Genomic DNA, 14,675 nt, shown 5'->3' on the forward strand with positions numbered 1-14,675 from the left:
GGGGTTCACTGAGTCTTCATAGTTGGAGAGCAGGCGCCATGAAGGCGCCGTCGAGGCCTATTTAGCCCGAGTGTGCTCTCCGGCATCCACCCGTCGAGCTCGAAGTAGGATGCTGCATCCGCCATAGCCGACCCATCCAATCGGGTTTATCCTTCAAACAGGCGGCAACGTCTGTGACGTGTTCAAAGCCGGCTCGAAGTCCTGTGACGGGGTCCGGCGAAATTGTCCAGCACCTCGACGAGCCTGGCCTGGGTGTTGTCGCCACCGCCGTGTGCGTCAGCCTCCACCACCTCAAGCGTTGCGAGCGGCAGTCTGCCAGCAACCTCGTAGGCGCTTCTCAATGGTGACGCTATATCCAGCCGCCCCCTCAAAAAGTACGCTGGAACGTTGCTCAGCCGGTCCAGGCGGCCGGTGATCGCATCGTCATCGAGGAAAGCGTGGTTGCCGAAGTAGTGCGTGACCAGCCTGGCGAAGCCAAGACGCTGCCGCGGATCCCGGAAACGTGCGCTCGGCTGAACCGGACCACTGAGGGTGGCCAGGCGGTCCTCCCACTTGCACCAGGCAAGAGCGGCAGGCCCACTCACGTCCGGATCGCTTGAACGAAGCAGCTCCTGGAGGGCCGCCGTGATGTTGCCGTCCCGCTGAGCAGCGGGCACGGCTGCCAGCAATTCGTCGTACTCCTGCGGATAGATCTGCCCCATGGTGTGCGTCAGCCAAGCCACGTCGCTCGCCCTGGTGGTCACCACCGCCCAGAGCACGAGCTCCGAGACACGGTGCGGATGTTCCACCGCGTAGGCCAGGCCAAGGGTCGATCCCCATGAGGCGCCGAAGAGCAGCCATTGATCGATGCCAAGGTGCTCGCGCAGCTGCTCCATATCTGTCAGCAGGTGGGCGGTCGTGTTATTTTCAAGACCGGCAAGGTCGTCGCAGGCGTTCGGCAGGCTGCGGCCACAGCTTCTCTGATCGAACAGGACAACACGATAGCGGTCCGGGTCGAAGTACTGACGCCACCACGGGGCAGCCCCGGACCCCGGACCACCGTGGAGGACGACGGCCGGCTTGCCCTGCGGGTTTCCGCAAACCTCCCAATAGATCCGGTGGCCGTCGCCCGTATCGAGCATTCCGGCGTCGTAAGGCTCTGGGATCGGGTAAGGCACGTTCCGATCCTACTGTCAGCTGTCGCTGCTTTTCCCTCAAACCCAAACCCCCGACGTCGGGCATTGAGTTAGGCGCCTCCGCGCCGGATTCTGCTGTGGTTACGGCTGCGCCAAAGCCCCAGCACGTCTAGTGGCCGAAGAGCCGTGCACGAGCGTCCGTATTCCGATACCAAGGACAAAAGCCGTGGCAAGGCCTACGAGGGTCCAAGAGATCAGGTCCGAGCCGGCGACGCCGAGGGTTCCGAGCCATCTGATGCCGTAGTTCGCCGACGTTGACACCGGGAAGGTAAAGATCCAGAACGTCAGCGAAAAGGGCAGGCTGGCGTACTGGGGGATCAGGAAAACCTGCATCAGAATCATCATGAAGAGGACTCCTGTAAGCCCCAGCTGGATGATTCCGGAACCGTCCGGGCGGATCACTATCCACGCAACGCAGGCCGTGGCGGGCGCGGCCAGGTATCCGGCCAGGACGGGCTTCAGGTCCTCCGGCATTTCAATCCCCGCCATGAAACGCACAGTCACCACAGTCCCGATCATCAGCCAGAAAAATCCACCGGTTCCCCAGGCAGCGACAGCCGCTTGGGGCCAACCCATGATGGAGAAGCCGATGCTGGCGATGAATGGACCTGCAGCGACAGGAAGCAGGTAACCCGGGTGGACCCATTCCAGGGTCACTCCGCCGGTCACCCAATGGACCAGGAGCCTGGCTCCGAGGAGCGTGAGAGCGATGACGAAGAACAGGCACAGGGCAGACCAGAACACCTTGTTGTATTCGATGTAGTGGCTGCTCAGGAGGATGCCCACCAAGGGAATGAAGGACGCCGACGGGCCATTTCCGGGATGTCTTATCTCTTTGTCGAAGTGTCCCTTGGACCTCTTCCGGAAACTTTTCGCCAGGTACCAGACAACCAGGACCGACCAGATGGCGGCACTGATCCCATAGAACACTTCCGCCGGCCACGCCGGGGCGTGAAGAGTCACACGGGCTGCCTGCCAGGCACCCCCCAACCCGGAGATGCCCAGCGGAACGGCAAACAGGTTGAAGGGGTGCATCGGAGACCTTGGCGAAGGTTCGGCCAGGACATCGGGCTGGACACCTGCTTCGGAAGCCGGCGCAACGGGTTCCAGCGTGGGCGCCTGGCGGCTGGTCAACTGAGCAGTTTCAGGGCCGCACCCCACAAAGCGCCGGGGTTGATCCGGTCAGGATGCAGGGCAAGCATTGCCGAGAAGAACTCCTCCGGCGTCGGCTTTTCGGCAAGGAGCTTCGACGCGTCCTGCAGGTACCCGCGGGTCTCCTGGATCTGCCCGGGCAGATCAGGCAATGCGGGGTTCTTGTGCCCGGCCACCACGAACTTTGGCTCGAGGCTCTCCGCGATATCAAGCGCCCGCAGCCAGGATTCAATGCCTCCGTCCTGAGATTCAGTCAGGTAGGGGTGGACCCCGTTGTAGACGGCGTCCCCGGCTACCAGGAGCCCGATGGATGGAACGAACAGCATAGTGGTGTTGTCAGTATCGGTATGGCCCACTTCAACGATCCGCAGTTCATGCCCCTCCAGTTCAAAGGATCCATTTTCGACCGGCTGGGTCACCGTGGTGGTGGGCGGAATCTGGTCCGGGAAAATCGAGTCCCAGAAAGAGGAGCGGAACCCGGGGGAGCCGTGCATTTCCATCTCCTGGAGCGTGCCCGGGGTTGCGAGTACTGTGACGCTCGGAAACCGCGCTACCAGCGGGCCTGCGCCGAACCAGTGGTCACCGTGGCCGTGGGTGATGTAGATGTGGCTGAGGTTCTTCCCCGATGCCTCGATCCAGTCGCCCACCTTCTGTGTCTGTTCCACCGTCATGGGCGGGTCAACCAGCACCGCGTTCTCCTGCCCGGAGATCAGCGTTGCGGACAGCGGGGACCAGATGCGCGGGTCCCCGTTCGGGAGGGTCCCTCGTCCTGTTTGAGGCAGGGTGCCGGAGACGAAGACGTCGTAAGCCAGCTCGGTTGTGGGTGCCATAGTATGTGTCACTTTCCCTGAAGTTAGTGGTGGCTTAGAGGTGCTGCAAGAACCAGCTGAGGGCGGCGGAACTTGAGTCTTCAAAGTTCTCGACGTACGGCTCGAAGTGCCCGCCCGGAAGCATCACCAGGGATTTGGGCTCCTGGGCCTGTTCGTAGGCTTCCAGGGCCAGGTCAGTGCCGGTCAGTTCGTCATCCTCAGCCACGATGAAAAGCAGCGGCTTGGGTGACACCCGTGAGGCCCAGACCCCGGGCTCGTAGAGGCGCGCTGCCCGGGTGGACTGCAGAGTAACGGTGTTGTCCCAGCCGAATTCTTCCGGGCCGGGCTGTGTATAGAAGGCGACGGCGGAGGGCAGCCGGTACGCGGCAGCCTGGCTTGGGTCACTGCTCACCACCGCGATCATTCTGGGTGCCTTACCGGCGGCCTGGTCCCGTTCGTCGTCCACGAAGGACTGTTCCAGCGCCGTCTTGGCATCGCCTATCGCACGCCGGGAACCGGCCACATGGCCGTTGATGGCGGGTACCTGGGAGACCACGGCCCTGAGCCGCTGTTCGGTTGCTCCGAGAACCAGGGCGTGCCCGCCGGAATAGCTGGACCCCCACAGGCCGATTGAACTGGGCCCCGATAGTTGGACTGGCCAAATTAGATCCTAAGCCGCGAGGGCCTGGGCACGGTATTGCACCGGGCTCAGGCCCTCGAGCTTTGTCGAGATCCTTTTGGTGTTGTACCAATGGATGTACTCGTTCAGTTGCGCGGTCAGTGCGTCGGTGCTGATAAACCGGACCCTGTGGAAGAGCTCTTCCTTGAGGTGGCCGAAGAAATTCTCCATCACGGCGTTGTCGTAGCAGTTGCCCTTGCGGGACATCGATTGGACCGCGCCGGCGCCCTGGAGCAGGTTCCGCCACGAGGTGTGCTGGTACTGGAAGCCCTGGTCGGAATGGACGAGTGGCTGCTGACCGGGCTGAAGACAGGCCAGGGCCTGCTGCAGCGCAGCGTTGGTGAGCGCCAGGCTCGGGGATGTGCCGATTGAATGGGCAATGATCTGCCGGTCGAAGAGGTCCATGATTGGTGAGAGGTAAAGCTTCCGGTCGCCGACGCTGAACTCGGTCACGTCGGTCACCCACTTCTGGTTTGGGGCGGTGGCGTCAAACTTGCGGTTCAGCAGGTTCGGCGCGACAGTGCCCTGTCCGCCTTGGTAGGAGTTGTAGCGCTTTTTCCGCCGGACCTTACACACCAGCCCCAGCACACGCATCAGCTTCAGCACGGTCTTCTTCGCGATCCCCCAGCCCTGCTTGAGCAGTTCAGAGTGGATGCGCCGGTGCCCGTACCGGCCGTGGTTGGTCGTGAAGATCTCCGTGGTTGCGCTCTTGAGTTCCGCTTGCGGGTCAGGGGCTTGGAGACGGGCCTGGTGATAGAAGAATGTCGATCGGGCAAGACCTGAGACCTGCAGCAGAACCGGAAGTGGGAAGTCAGCCTTGAGGGCGATGAGAGCATGGACCTTCACCGTTGTTTTTGGGCCCTCAAGGCCCGCAATTTTCCCAGATAGGCCACTTCTGCCCGCAACCGTTCGTTCTCACGGCGCAACCGCTCCAGCTCGGATATCTCCGCGGGCGGTGGGGCGTCAGGCTTCCGGGGTCTGCCTTTAGCCTTCGGGCGCAATGAGTCCGCGCCCTCGCGACGATACGCACGCACCCACGTTTTCAGTAACACAGGCGAAGACAAGCCAGCCTCCGCCGCCAGATCCGGGGCAGTCTCACCCGCAAGGAACCGTTCCACTAAGGCGAGCTTGAAGTCGAAAGAGTACGACTGTTTTGTCGGCTTAGTCACCAGCGCTCCTTGACCATGGATCCTCCACCGCCGATAGAGATCCCTGACCGGCGATCGGGGCACACCCAGTAACCGCGCCGCGGCCCTATCGGCGATGCCCTTCTCAAACCACGCTACAGCGGCCTCGCGCTGATCCTTGGATAACGAACTACTTGCACGCATAAAACTGCTCCCCGGGAGTCGGAACTGAATTTCTCAGTCCAACTTCCGGGGAGCAGTTCAGATGCGGGAGGCGTCTACTTCCGGCCTGCCCTCAAGGTAGGTCACCGCACGGCGCCAGTCCTTGATCTGCTGCCAGGGATTGATGTCGTGCCGGAGTTCGCCCTCGCTGGCGCCGAAATTCCGGTGGTCGTGGACCAAGACCACAAATCCGTTGTCGGCAAAGCGGGAGGCATAGGCATCCAGTCCGTGGGCGCGTGTGCCGGCATAGCCATGGGCCATGGTGATGGCGGGATGCGGCCCTGGCCCATCCGGGAGGTAGAGCCAAGCACGAAGCTTGATGCCACCCTCGGCGGTGAATTCAACATCCAGTCGTTCTGCCATGAGTCTCTCTTTTCTCTCCAGCGCTCGTGGCCGGGTGGGTGTGAAACCGCGGGAACCACGCCGCGCGCCGCGGGGAGTCTTGGAACGGATCAGTTGCGTGGTGGTGAAGGGCTGGAGTCCCGGTTTCCAACGGGAAGCCCCAGCCCTCTGCGGATGCAAGATGTGAAATAAGCGTACAGCGTTAGACTATGTCTTGCAACGACTTTAGGCGTAAGCTCCTCTCACGGCCGCGGGCCGGCCCCCGCCCAAAAATTTCCTTCACCTTGCACGACGAAAGGCAGAACGATGGCAAGCAGCTTCATCTACGACGGAATCCGTACCCCCTTCGGAAAATTCGGGAAGTCATTGGCGGGCATCCGCCCCGACGATTTGGCCTCCCATGTGATCCGCGAGGTGGTGGGCAGGCAGCCGGGGCTCGAAACGTACAGGATCGATGAGGTGATTCTGGGCAACGCGAACGGGGCTGGGGAAGATAACCGCAATGTGGCGCGCATGGCTGCGCTGCTGGCCGGGCTTCCGACGTCGGTGCCTGGCGTTACGGTCAATCGGTTGTGCGGTTCCGGCCTCGAGGCTGCCATCCAGGCGAGCCGGGCGGTGGAGATCGGCGATGCCGACCTGGTGGTCGCCGGCGGCGTCGAATCCATGAGCAGGGCGCCCTGGATCCTGGCAAAACCCGAGCGGCCCTTTCCTGCCGGCCCGGAAACCCTGCACAGTTCGACGGTGGGCTGGCGCATGGTCAACCCGAAAATGAACCAGGCCTGGACCATCTCCAATGGGGAAACGGCTGAAAACCTCGCCGACAAGTTCGGCATCTCAAGGACGGAACAGGACCAGTTTGCGGTCCGCAGCCATCGGTTGGCCGCCAAGGCTTGGTCCGAGGGCATCTACGACGACGAGGTTGTGGCCCCCCCTGATTCACAGCTCCTCACCGACGAGGGTGTCCGGCCGACCACCTCAGGGGAGGCCCTGGCCGGCCTGGTTCCGGCATTCCGGAACGGCGGTTCCGTCACTGCAGGCAATTCGTCTCCGCTCAATGACGGGGCAGCAGCCATGCTCATCGGCCGTGAGGGCGCCCTGGACACGGAACCCCTGGCGCGTGTCGTTTCACGTGGAGTGGCCGGCAACGATCCGGACATCTTCGGCATTGCGCCCGTGGAGGCTGCCAACCAGGCCTTGGCCCGGGCGGGGAAGACCTGGGCGGACGTGGATGTGGTGGAGCTCAATGAAGCGTTTGCGGCCCAAAGCCTGGCATGCCTGCGGCTGTGGCCTGATCTGGATCCGGAGAAGGTGAATATTCACGGTGGTGCGCTGGCTTTGGGGCACCCGCTGGGAGCATCCGGGGCCCGGGTTCTGATTCACCTGGCGCGGGAGCTGAAGCGCCGCGGGGGAGGGGTTGGAGTTGCTGCCATTTGCATCGGGGTGGGGCAGGGCCTCGCTGTTGTGCTGGAGCGCTAAGCGAATTCTGATCAGACCTCTTGAATGACATAGGCAAAATAGGTACGCTTACTTCAGCTGATTCTTCAAAGCTCTAACACTTCCACCACCGAAGGCCGCGCCGATGCAGCCTCAGGTCGCGTTTCCTCTCCGGAACGCCCCCACATACTGACAGGGAAAGATACAGGCCCTCCATGATCATCAACAGTGCAGATCTCGACGCCGTCGACTCCTACAAACTCCTCATCGGAAGCATCATTCCCCGGGCGATCGCTTGGGTGAGCACCATCTCCGAAGACGGAGTGGCCAACCTCGCCCCCATTTCCTTCTTCACGGCGGTGGGACGAAAGCCGCCCATGGTGTCCATCTCGCTGCAGCCACGCTCAGACGGCAGGACCCTCAAGGACACGTTCGTCAACATCCGCGACACGGGGAACTTTGTGGTCAATGTGGCCACGCTTCCGCAGGCCCACGCCCTGCACTCCTCTGCCTTCGAATTCCCTTCGGGAATCGACGAGTTTGAGGCGGTAGGGCTCGAAAAAGAGGCGTCGCAGGCCGTGACGGCACCCAGGATCAAAGACGCACCTATCGCGATGGAATGCATCGTTAACCGCATCATTCCCGTGGGCGACATGAACGATCACGTCGTCTGGGGCGAAGTGGTCCGGTTCCACGTCAAGGATGAGCTTTACCTGGACCGAGGCCGGATTGACACTGCGGCGGTCACGGCCGTCGGCAGGTTGGCGGCTGAATACACCCTGGTTGAAAACGTGTTCACCACGCCCCTTGAGGAGGACCTCCTCAAGTCCAAGCACAAGCAGCGCATGGCACGCCTGGACGGCCAGCCGGATGACTGGTCGCCCATCAATACGGCAGCCTGGTCGGCGTCCGGATCCACCCTCACCAAGGAGCAGTAAATGACCACCGTAATTGAGCACTTGCAGGAGCAGGATCCCTCCCTGAAGGTGACTGGCAGCGGCAATGTGGCCGTGCTCTTCATCCACGGATTCCTGGACGATCAGAGTGTCTGGGACGACGTCGTCTCCGAACTCGCCACCGCGGACGCCCAGTTGCTGAGGCTGGACCTGGCAGGGATGGGGGACCGGAGCGCGGATGCGGGCCCCTACAGCCTGCAGCGGTACGCCGACGACGTCGCTCGCGTCGTTGCCGGGCTGGACAGCCCCGTAGTACTCGTCGCGCAAAGCATGGGCACGCTCGTGGCCGAGCTCGTGGGTATCCGGCACCCGGACAAGGTGCTGGGCGCAGTCTTCCTCACGCCCGTGCCGCTGGCAGGGACACACCTTCCGGAGGAAGCCGTGGGTTCCTTCCGGCATCTTGGTGGGGATATACAAGCGCAGCGCGGGGTTCGGATGTACTTGGGCGGCGGGCTGAACGAATCCGGGCTGGACAAGCTCACACGCATAGGCAGCCGCATCCGCCCGGAAGTTGTTACCCACCTTGTTGACTGCTGGAACGAGGGGATTCCGGACGCCCCGGAGAAGAGTGAATTTAGCTCACCTGTCCTAATAATCCGCGGTGAAGCCGACGGTTTCGCCACCGCCGACCTGGTGTCCTCAGCAGTCAGGCCACGGTTCCAGCACGTGCAGGAGGAGGTACTCAGCGCGGCGGGCCACTGGCCCCACGTCCAGCAGCCCCAGAACGTGGCCGCACTCATCGGGCGGTTCCTCAACGAACTTTCGGAAGGATCTGCCAGTGCGCCTGGCGCAGCCGGCGCCCAAGGCTGGATCAACGCCTTTGCCAGCAAGTCCGCGGACGACTTTGGCGAGGCCTTCCACCGCGACGTTGTCCTTGAAGCGTCTGTCATCCGGTCACCGATCACGGGCCGGGAGAACGTCAAAACGGCGATGAGCGCAGCCAGCTCCATCTACGAGTCCCTCGAGTTCATGCACCAAACCACTAATGGTGCGCGAACCTATCTTGAGTGGCAGGCGACGGCTTTCGGAGGACTCAAGCTCTACGGAGTCACCGTCCTCACGAAGGACGAGAACGGTCAGATCGTCTCAGCCGCCATCCACCACCGCCCGCTCGACGCAGCACTCCGCTTTTCGGCTGAACTCGGCAAGCGGATCGGGAAGGCCGTGGGTGAATCCCGTTTCTACTCCGCCGACTGAATCCTGCACTCAGCCGGAACACAACTTCTTCCTCCACGAAAGGGCCTAAGCCAATGACCCACCTGACGTTCACCGTCCAGGACCAGATTGCCACCATCGTCCTGGACAATCCGCCCCAGAACCGAATTGACCTTCAGATGGCGGACGAGCTTTCCGAAGCCATAACCGCCATCGGCAGCAGTGACGCCCGTGCGGTCATCATTCGGTCTGAAGGCCCGGACTTCAGCTTCGGCGGTGACATCATGACGTGGCCGGGCGCCGAAACAAGGGAACTGCGTGCCTTGTTTGAGCGCTACATGTCAGTCTTCAACCAGCTTGAATTGCTGCCGATGCCGGTCATTGCCGAAGTCCAGGGCCTTTGCTTCGGAGGCGGATTTGAACTGGCTCTGCGGGCCGACCTCATCTTTGCCGCAGAGTCAGCGGAGTTCGGGCATCCGGAGCAGACTCTTGGCATCGTTACCCTCCTGGGCGGCATCTACCGGGTGGCAGAAAGGGCAGGCAAGGCGCGGGCAGCAGAATGGGCCATGACCTCTGAGAAAGTACCGGCGTCGGAAATGAGCCGCGCCGGAGTGGTGAACCGCGTGGTCTCCGAGGACAAGCTCCGCGAGGAAGTCTTGGCGTTCGCGCAGCGGATCGCCACCGGCGCCACGCGGGCCTACGCCGCACACAAGGCGCTCCTGAGGACCTGGTCCCTGGGCGGCGTCGCTGCGGCAGACCAAGCGATGTTTGATATCGCCATGCCCTTGTTTGAGCGCGAAGACACCCAGGTGGGGCTGAATTCGGCAGTGGAAGCCATGAAAGCGGGACGGCCGCGGCCCGTGTTGGAATTTCAGGGACGCTGAAGGCCTTTAAGCTAGTGGTTGGCCAGGTGCCCTAAAAGTTGGCGAAAGGGGATGCAGTGAGCGATTGGAACGCGACGCGGCGCTATGACATGGAAAGTGCTCCTGGCGGGCTCGCTTTTGTGCATGACCTGCTCAACACGAAATCCGCTGGAAAGCCGCGACGGTCCGATCTGTTGCTTGTCCTTGGGCCCGCCCAAGCCTGGGTGGATGCGGGGCTGAAACAGTGGGCACTGGCAACCGGCAGGCGCTATGTCGACGTCAAACTTACCGAACGCGACCTGGAACATCTGCGCTACTTTCGTGATGAACTTGCCAGCACGCTCAACGCCGAAGGCGACCCTGCCGCCGTCGTCAGTTCCGACGTCGACGCCCTCCCCACAGTCTGGACAACCGCCACGTCCTTAAAGCTCAAATCCAATGGAACGGTCCAGGCAGAACCGCAGGGAGCGGGAGCCGGGCACATTGAATCCCTGGCCATGACAGAGATTTTCCAGGCCCAGCTTGCAGGAACCTGGCACAGGCTCAAACTATGCCGCAGCGAAAAATGCAGGGTTGCGTTCTTTGACCGTTCACGCAACAACAGCGGCGTTTGGCATGACGTGAAAATCTGCGGCAACCCGGCGAATCTCCGAGCGCACCGGGCGCGAAAACATGAATCAAAGCTCGTGAATTGACCCCACACCTGTTCCTGGATGAACAGGTTGGCAGGGGAAGGTCTTTTCGCTGACGGGCCATCAATCCCATCAAAGGACCTCAATGCACGCCTTACCTTCAGACAATTCTGACCGAATCGCAGAGTACGCACATTCCGACAGGCTGGTCACGGCCGAATGGCTTGTGCAGCAAATGGCCGACCCCAGGCTGGTCATCGTGGAGTCTGACGAGGATCCGCTGCTGTATGAAGTGGGCCATATACCGTCGGCCGTGAAAATTGATTGGCATACGGACCTGAACGACCAGGTGATGCGCGACTATTTGACGGGGCAGGAATTTGCCCATCTGATGACGTCCCGCGGTATTTCACGGGACAGCACCGTTGTCATTTATGGTGACAAGCACAACTGGTGGGCGGCTTATACGCTCTGGGTGTTCAGTCTCTTTGGCCATCCTGACGTCCGCTTGCTCGACGGCGGACGGGAAAAGTGGATCTCGGAAGGCCGGCCGCTCGAAACAGCGCCGGCGCCGGCCGGGAGCGCAGCGCTGTATCCGGTGGTCACTCGGGACGACTCCTCCATCCGGGCCTTCAAGAATGACGTCCAGCAACACATCGGGCTACCCCTGATAGACATCCGCAGCCCTGAGGAATACACGGGTGAGCGCACGTCGATTCCCGATTACCCGCAGGAAGGGGTCCTCCGCGGCGGCCATATCCCCGGGGCGCGCAACGTCCCGTGGGCGCGGGCCGTTTCCGACGACGGGACGTTCCGGCCGCGGAGGGAACTTGAGGAGATCTACTTCAGCGAAGTAGGCCTTCGAGCCGACGACGACGTCATCACCTACTGCCGCATCGGCGAGCGCTCAAGCCATTCGTGGTTCGCCCTGACTTTCCTGCTGGGCATGGACAGGGTGAGGAACTACGACGGCTCATGGACCGAATGGGGCAACGCTGTTCGGGCTCCCATAGCGGTAGGCAATGGAGTTTCCGGTTTGGGTGAGTAGTCCGGCTACTGTCTCTCCGGAGCCATAGATGGCCGGTCTACCGGACCAGCTGGCTGCCGAGGAACACACCTAGAAGTCTGCGTTGCTGCTCCAGGGCGCAGTGCTGGTCCTGCATTGCCTCCCTGTTGCCTCATTGCAATACCTCCGGCAAGGGTGATTCGTTGCCTCATTTGAAAACCTCCGGCTGAGTGCTTCGTTGCCTCATTGAAAAACCTCCGGCTTGTTAGCTGTTCCAAGCCCTGTTGACAGGTTTGACGGCGGCGGGACTCTTTGCCCGGGAGAGGGTCTCCAGCTGGGCGGTGAGTGCCAGGATCTGGCGTGAGAGGCTGCCGGGTTTGATCTGTTTGAAGGCGGCATTCATCCGGATGATCGGGCGCTTACGCATCTTCTCGTGCCGGATCGCCCGCTGGTGGGGTGTGGCCGGCGCGTCGTGTTTCTTGGTCACTTTTGCGCCGTGCCGTTGTTTCTGAATGAGTTTTTGCTGGGGCAGCAGGTAGTTAGTGAAGAGCCGGTCCAGCTCCCAGATTTCGTTGAGTTTCCCGAGCTCCCCGGTGGTGTCGTAGCGGAGGTAGCCGACCAGTTCCCGGACCCTTGCCCAGTTCTTTTGCTCCACGTGGGCGCCGTCGTTCTTGTTGCCTTGGCGGGACCGGGTGAAGGTGATCTGGTGTGCGTGGCAGTAAGCGAGCAGTTGCTCATTGATGAACTCGGAGCCGTTGTCCGAGTCGATCCCGATGATCGGGAAAGGGAACACCGCGATGACGTGTTCGAGGGCCTCGAAGACCCATTTGGCCGCCTTGTTCCGCACCGACCGGTTCACCGTCCAGCCCGTGGAAATATCGGTCACCGTCAGGGTGAAACAGAACTCCCCGAAGCTGTTGCCGCCCTCATGTCCAACCAGATCAATCTCCACGAATCCCGGGACGGCGTCGTCCCACTCGGCCCAGGTCCGGACCGGGATCTGGGATTTCAGGAGGGTGCCGGGCTTGGTATGGGACCGTCCCCGGGGGAAGAGTTTCGCCCGTTCACCGACGAGTTTGCGGTCGATCGTCGCCGCGCTCATGCGCATCAGCAGATCAGCCTGCCTGTCGGTGATCACCAGCTCTTTGTCCCGGCGCAGCAGCGGTACCAGGACCGGCAGCATCGGGGCCAGCAGCCTGCCGGCAGGGGCACGCAACACAGCCCAGCACCTGATCAGCGGGTCCAGCAGATCAGGGCCGTACACGGGCTTCCGGCCCGGCCTGGGCCTGACAACTTTCAGGACCAAGGCGCCCCGCAGAGCCGCCCGGGCGTAATCGCGGTGCCAACCGGTCAGCTCGACCAGCTCGTTCAAGATCCGGGACTTCCCCGCCCGATCCGCCGTCTTGTAAGCGAGAGCCTTCTTCTTCGTCACAGCCTGCCGTTGGATCATCGTTAGCTCCATGAAAACGGGCATAGCCCCAATCCGCTGCCACCACCGCGAACCACGCCGCTACGCGGAGGTTTTCAAATGAGGCAACGTATCCGGCTACGCGGAGGTTTTCTATGAGTCAACGCGGCCTCTTCCGCCGACACACGGGTCGGTTAGGATAGCGATCACTGGGATAAGCATCGACCAACTGAACCAAGGCCAGGATCGCAAGGAGGCGCCCATGTCCGGTCTTTCGTTCGTCCCCCACCTCATCGCAGGACAGGAGCGCGCGTCGCACGACGACTCGACGCTCGAAAATGTCAACCCTTGGACACGGTCGCCGCAGGGAGCGCTCGCCTCCGGCGGCGCCAGGGAGGCCGAGGACGCCATCGCCGCGGCGAGGTCGTCGTTCGAGAGTGGCGCCTGGTCCCGGCTTGGGGAACGTCAGCGCGCCGCGCTCATGCACGCGCTCGCCGACCGGATGGAACTCCACGCCGAGGAGCTCGCGCAGGCCGAGACGGCCGACATAGGGCGTCCCTTGGCCGCCGCGCGGAGCTTCGACGTCCCGAGAGCGGTCGGGATGATCCGCTTCTTCGCGGATCACCTCTCGCTCTCTACGAGCGAGGTCTATCCGATGGGCTCCGACTTCCATGCGTTCACGGCCTACCGGCCCGCGGGTGTCGTCGTCGCGATTTCACCCTGGAACCATCCGCTCATGCTCGGCGTGTGGAAGATCGCGGCCGCGCTGGCTTGGGGAAACTCTGTCGTCTGGAAACCCGCGGAGGACAGCCCGACATCCGCCTACCTCGTGGCGAGATTTGCGCTCGAGGCGGGGTGGCCCACGGGAGTGCTCAACGTCGTCCAGGGCCGGGGAGCGGTGATCGGGGATGCACTCATCCACTCCTCGGAGATCGACCGCATCACCTTCACGGGATCGACCGCCGTCGGCCGCCTCGTTGGCGCAGCCGCCGGGCAGAATCTCGTGCCTGTCACACTCGAACTCGGCGGCAAAGGTGCGTCCGTCGTGTTCGACGACGCCGATCTCGACCTCGCTGCGGCTACCGCTGCCAGGGCAGTCTTCAACAACACCGGACAGGTATGCCTTGCCGGCACCCGCGTGCTCGTCCAACGCTCTGTGTATGACGAGTTCCTGCGCCGCTTCGCGCAACAGGCTGCACAACTGCGCGTAGGCGACCCGCTTGACCCGTCGACGGACCTCGGCCCGCTCGCCTCGGAGAAGCAGTTCGACCGAGTTTCCCGCTACTTCGCGCTCGCGCAGTCCGAAGGCGGGACGGTCCTCGGCGGCGGGCCGGGGGAGGGCTGGACGTTCAAGCCGACCATCGTCGCCGACGTCTCGCGCAAGGGCCGCGTCTGGCGCGAAGAGGTCTTCGGCCCGATGGCGACCGTCTCCACGTTCGACGATTTCGACCAGGGCATCGCACTTGCCAACGACACCGACTACGGGCTGACCTGCACGCTGTTCTCCGAGTCCGCGGCCCGCATCCACACCGCCGCGTCCCGGCTGAGGGCGGGGACCGTGTGGGCGAACTGCTACCAGGTCCGCGATCTACGCGCACCCATGGGAGGGTCCGGGTACTCTGGCATCGGGCGCGAGGGCGGAAACTTCAGCCGGGAGTTCTTCACCGAGCCGCAGGCCGTCTTCATCAAAACATCGCTGGACTGATGATCCAGCG

15 protein-coding genes are annotated in these 14,675 nt (G+C 62.6%); 7 read left to right on the forward strand and 8 right to left on the reverse strand.

Features of this window, described 5'->3' with window-relative positions:
- Positions 1-182: 182 nt before the first annotated feature.
- The 7 genes from pip to M1E17_RS11070 form a co-directional block, all read right to left on the reverse strand.
- Positions 183-1,157 carry a prolyl aminopeptidase gene (gene pip / locus M1E17_RS11040; protein ID WP_457967385.1) on the reverse strand — a complete coding sequence of 325 codons (975 nt, stop codon included), beginning with the start codon at positions 1,155-1,157 and terminating at the stop codon, positions 183-185.
- A 99-nt stretch (positions 1,158-1,256) separates the two neighbouring features.
- Entirely contained in the window at positions 1,257-2,309 is a 1,053-nt protein-coding gene (locus M1E17_RS11045) for an SLAC1 family transporter (protein ID WP_457967387.1), read from the reverse strand.
- Positions 2,306-3,157: an MBL fold metallo-hydrolase gene (locus M1E17_RS11050; protein WP_457967389.1), complete on the reverse strand. Its 852-nt coding sequence runs from the start codon at positions 3,155-3,157 to the stop codon at positions 2,306-2,308. The genes M1E17_RS11045 and M1E17_RS11050 overlap by 4 nt, the downstream gene beginning before the upstream one ends.
- A gap of 34 nt (positions 3,158-3,191) precedes the next feature.
- Positions 3,192-3,692: an alpha/beta hydrolase gene (locus tag M1E17_RS11055; protein ID WP_457967391.1), complete on the reverse strand. Its 501-nt coding sequence runs from the start codon at positions 3,690-3,692 to the stop codon at positions 3,192-3,194.
- Positions 3,693-3,806: 114 nt separating this feature from the next.
- Positions 3,807-4,661 (reverse strand): IS3 family transposase, encoded by an 855-nt coding sequence (locus tag M1E17_RS11060; protein ID WP_457963640.1) that lies wholly within the window; start codon positions 4,659-4,661, stop codon positions 3,807-3,809.
- A complete protein-coding gene (locus tag M1E17_RS11065) occupies positions 4,658-4,984 on the reverse strand; it encodes a helix-turn-helix domain-containing protein (protein ID WP_457963641.1) in 327 nt (108 codons plus the stop codon). Before M1E17_RS11065 ends, M1E17_RS11060 begins: the two co-directional genes overlap by 4 nt.
- 219 nt (positions 4,985-5,203) lie before the next feature.
- Positions 5,204-5,527: an alpha/beta hydrolase gene (locus M1E17_RS11070; protein WP_457967393.1), complete on the reverse strand. Its 324-nt coding sequence runs from the start codon at positions 5,525-5,527 to the stop codon at positions 5,204-5,206.
- 285 nt (positions 5,528-5,812) lie between these two features.
- Here M1E17_RS11070 and M1E17_RS11075 point away from each other — a divergent pair, with 285 nt between their 5' ends.
- The 6 genes from M1E17_RS11075 to M1E17_RS11100 all read left to right on the forward strand — a co-directional run bounded on the left by M1E17_RS11075 (position 5,813) and on the right by M1E17_RS11100 (position 11,594).
- Positions 5,813-6,982, forward strand: coding sequence for a thiolase family protein (locus M1E17_RS11075; RefSeq protein WP_457967395.1), 1,170 nt, complete (start codon positions 5,813-5,815; stop codon positions 6,980-6,982).
- A gap of 173 nt (positions 6,983-7,155) precedes the next feature.
- Positions 7,156-7,878, forward strand: a complete 723-nt coding sequence (locus tag M1E17_RS11080; protein WP_457967397.1) for a flavin reductase family protein — start codon at positions 7,156-7,158, stop codon at positions 7,876-7,878.
- The gene (locus M1E17_RS11085) at positions 7,879-9,093 is read left to right on the forward strand and encodes an alpha/beta fold hydrolase (RefSeq protein WP_457967399.1); all 1,215 of its coding nucleotides are present in this window, start codon (positions 7,879-7,881) and stop codon (positions 9,091-9,093) included.
- Positions 9,094-9,146: 53 nt separating this feature from the next.
- Positions 9,147-9,935 carry an enoyl-CoA hydratase/isomerase family protein gene (locus M1E17_RS11090; RefSeq protein WP_457967401.1) on the forward strand — a complete coding sequence of 263 codons (789 nt, stop codon included), beginning with the start codon at positions 9,147-9,149 and terminating at the stop codon, positions 9,933-9,935.
- Positions 9,936-9,991: 56 nt separating this feature from the next.
- Positions 9,992-10,609: a CGNR zinc finger domain-containing protein gene (locus M1E17_RS11095; RefSeq protein WP_457967403.1), complete on the forward strand. Its 618-nt coding sequence runs from the start codon at positions 9,992-9,994 to the stop codon at positions 10,607-10,609.
- 82 nt (positions 10,610-10,691) lie between these two features.
- Positions 10,692-11,594 (forward strand): sulfurtransferase, encoded by a 903-nt coding sequence (locus tag M1E17_RS11100; protein WP_457967405.1) that lies wholly within the window; start codon positions 10,692-10,694, stop codon positions 11,592-11,594.
- 223 nt (positions 11,595-11,817) lie between these two features.
- Here the strand turns inward: M1E17_RS11100 and M1E17_RS11105 are convergent, their stop codons facing one another.
- Positions 11,818-13,002, reverse strand: coding sequence for an integrase catalytic domain-containing protein (locus tag M1E17_RS11105; RefSeq protein WP_457967407.1), 1,185 nt, complete (start codon positions 13,000-13,002; stop codon positions 11,818-11,820).
- 220 nt (positions 13,003-13,222) lie between these two features.
- Between M1E17_RS11105 and M1E17_RS11110 the strand changes: the two genes are divergently transcribed.
- On the forward strand, positions 13,223-14,665 hold the full coding sequence (locus tag M1E17_RS11110; RefSeq protein WP_457967409.1) for an aldehyde dehydrogenase family protein: 1,443 nt from the start codon (positions 13,223-13,225) through the stop codon (positions 14,663-14,665).
- The last annotated feature ends 10 nt before the right edge of the window (positions 14,666-14,675 follow it).

The sequence above is a fragment of the Arthrobacter sp. D1-29 genome (assembly GCF_054130585.1).

What these genes read in the sequence shown, in the direction of transcription:
- M1E17_RS11110 (WP_457967409.1), top strand. Translation starts at nt 13,223, where the DNA reads ATGTCCGGTCTTTCGTTCGTCCCCCACCTCATCGCAGGACAGGAGCGC.
- M1E17_RS11105 (WP_457967407.1), bottom strand. Translation starts at nt 13,002, where the DNA reads ATGATCCAACGGCAGGCTGTGACGAAGAAGAAGGCTCTCGCTTACAAG.
- M1E17_RS11090 (WP_457967401.1), top strand. Translation starts at nt 9,147, where the DNA reads ATGACCCACCTGACGTTCACCGTCCAGGACCAGATTGCCACCATCGTC.
- M1E17_RS11050 (WP_457967389.1), bottom strand. Translation starts at nt 3,157, where the DNA reads ATGGCACCCACAACCGAGCTGGCTTACGACGTCTTCGTCTCCGGCACC.
- M1E17_RS11070 (WP_457967393.1), bottom strand. Translation starts at nt 5,527, where the DNA reads ATGGCAGAACGACTGGATGTTGAATTCACCGCCGAGGGTGGCATCAAG.
- M1E17_RS11100 (WP_457967405.1), top strand. Translation starts at nt 10,692, where the DNA reads ATGCACGCCTTACCTTCAGACAATTCTGACCGAATCGCAGAGTACGCA.
- M1E17_RS11080 (WP_457967397.1), top strand. Translation starts at nt 7,156, where the DNA reads ATGATCATCAACAGTGCAGATCTCGACGCCGTCGACTCCTACAAACTC.
- M1E17_RS11085 (WP_457967399.1), top strand. Translation starts at nt 7,879, where the DNA reads ATGACCACCGTAATTGAGCACTTGCAGGAGCAGGATCCCTCCCTGAAG.
- M1E17_RS11075 (WP_457967395.1), top strand. Translation starts at nt 5,813, where the DNA reads ATGGCAAGCAGCTTCATCTACGACGGAATCCGTACCCCCTTCGGAAAA.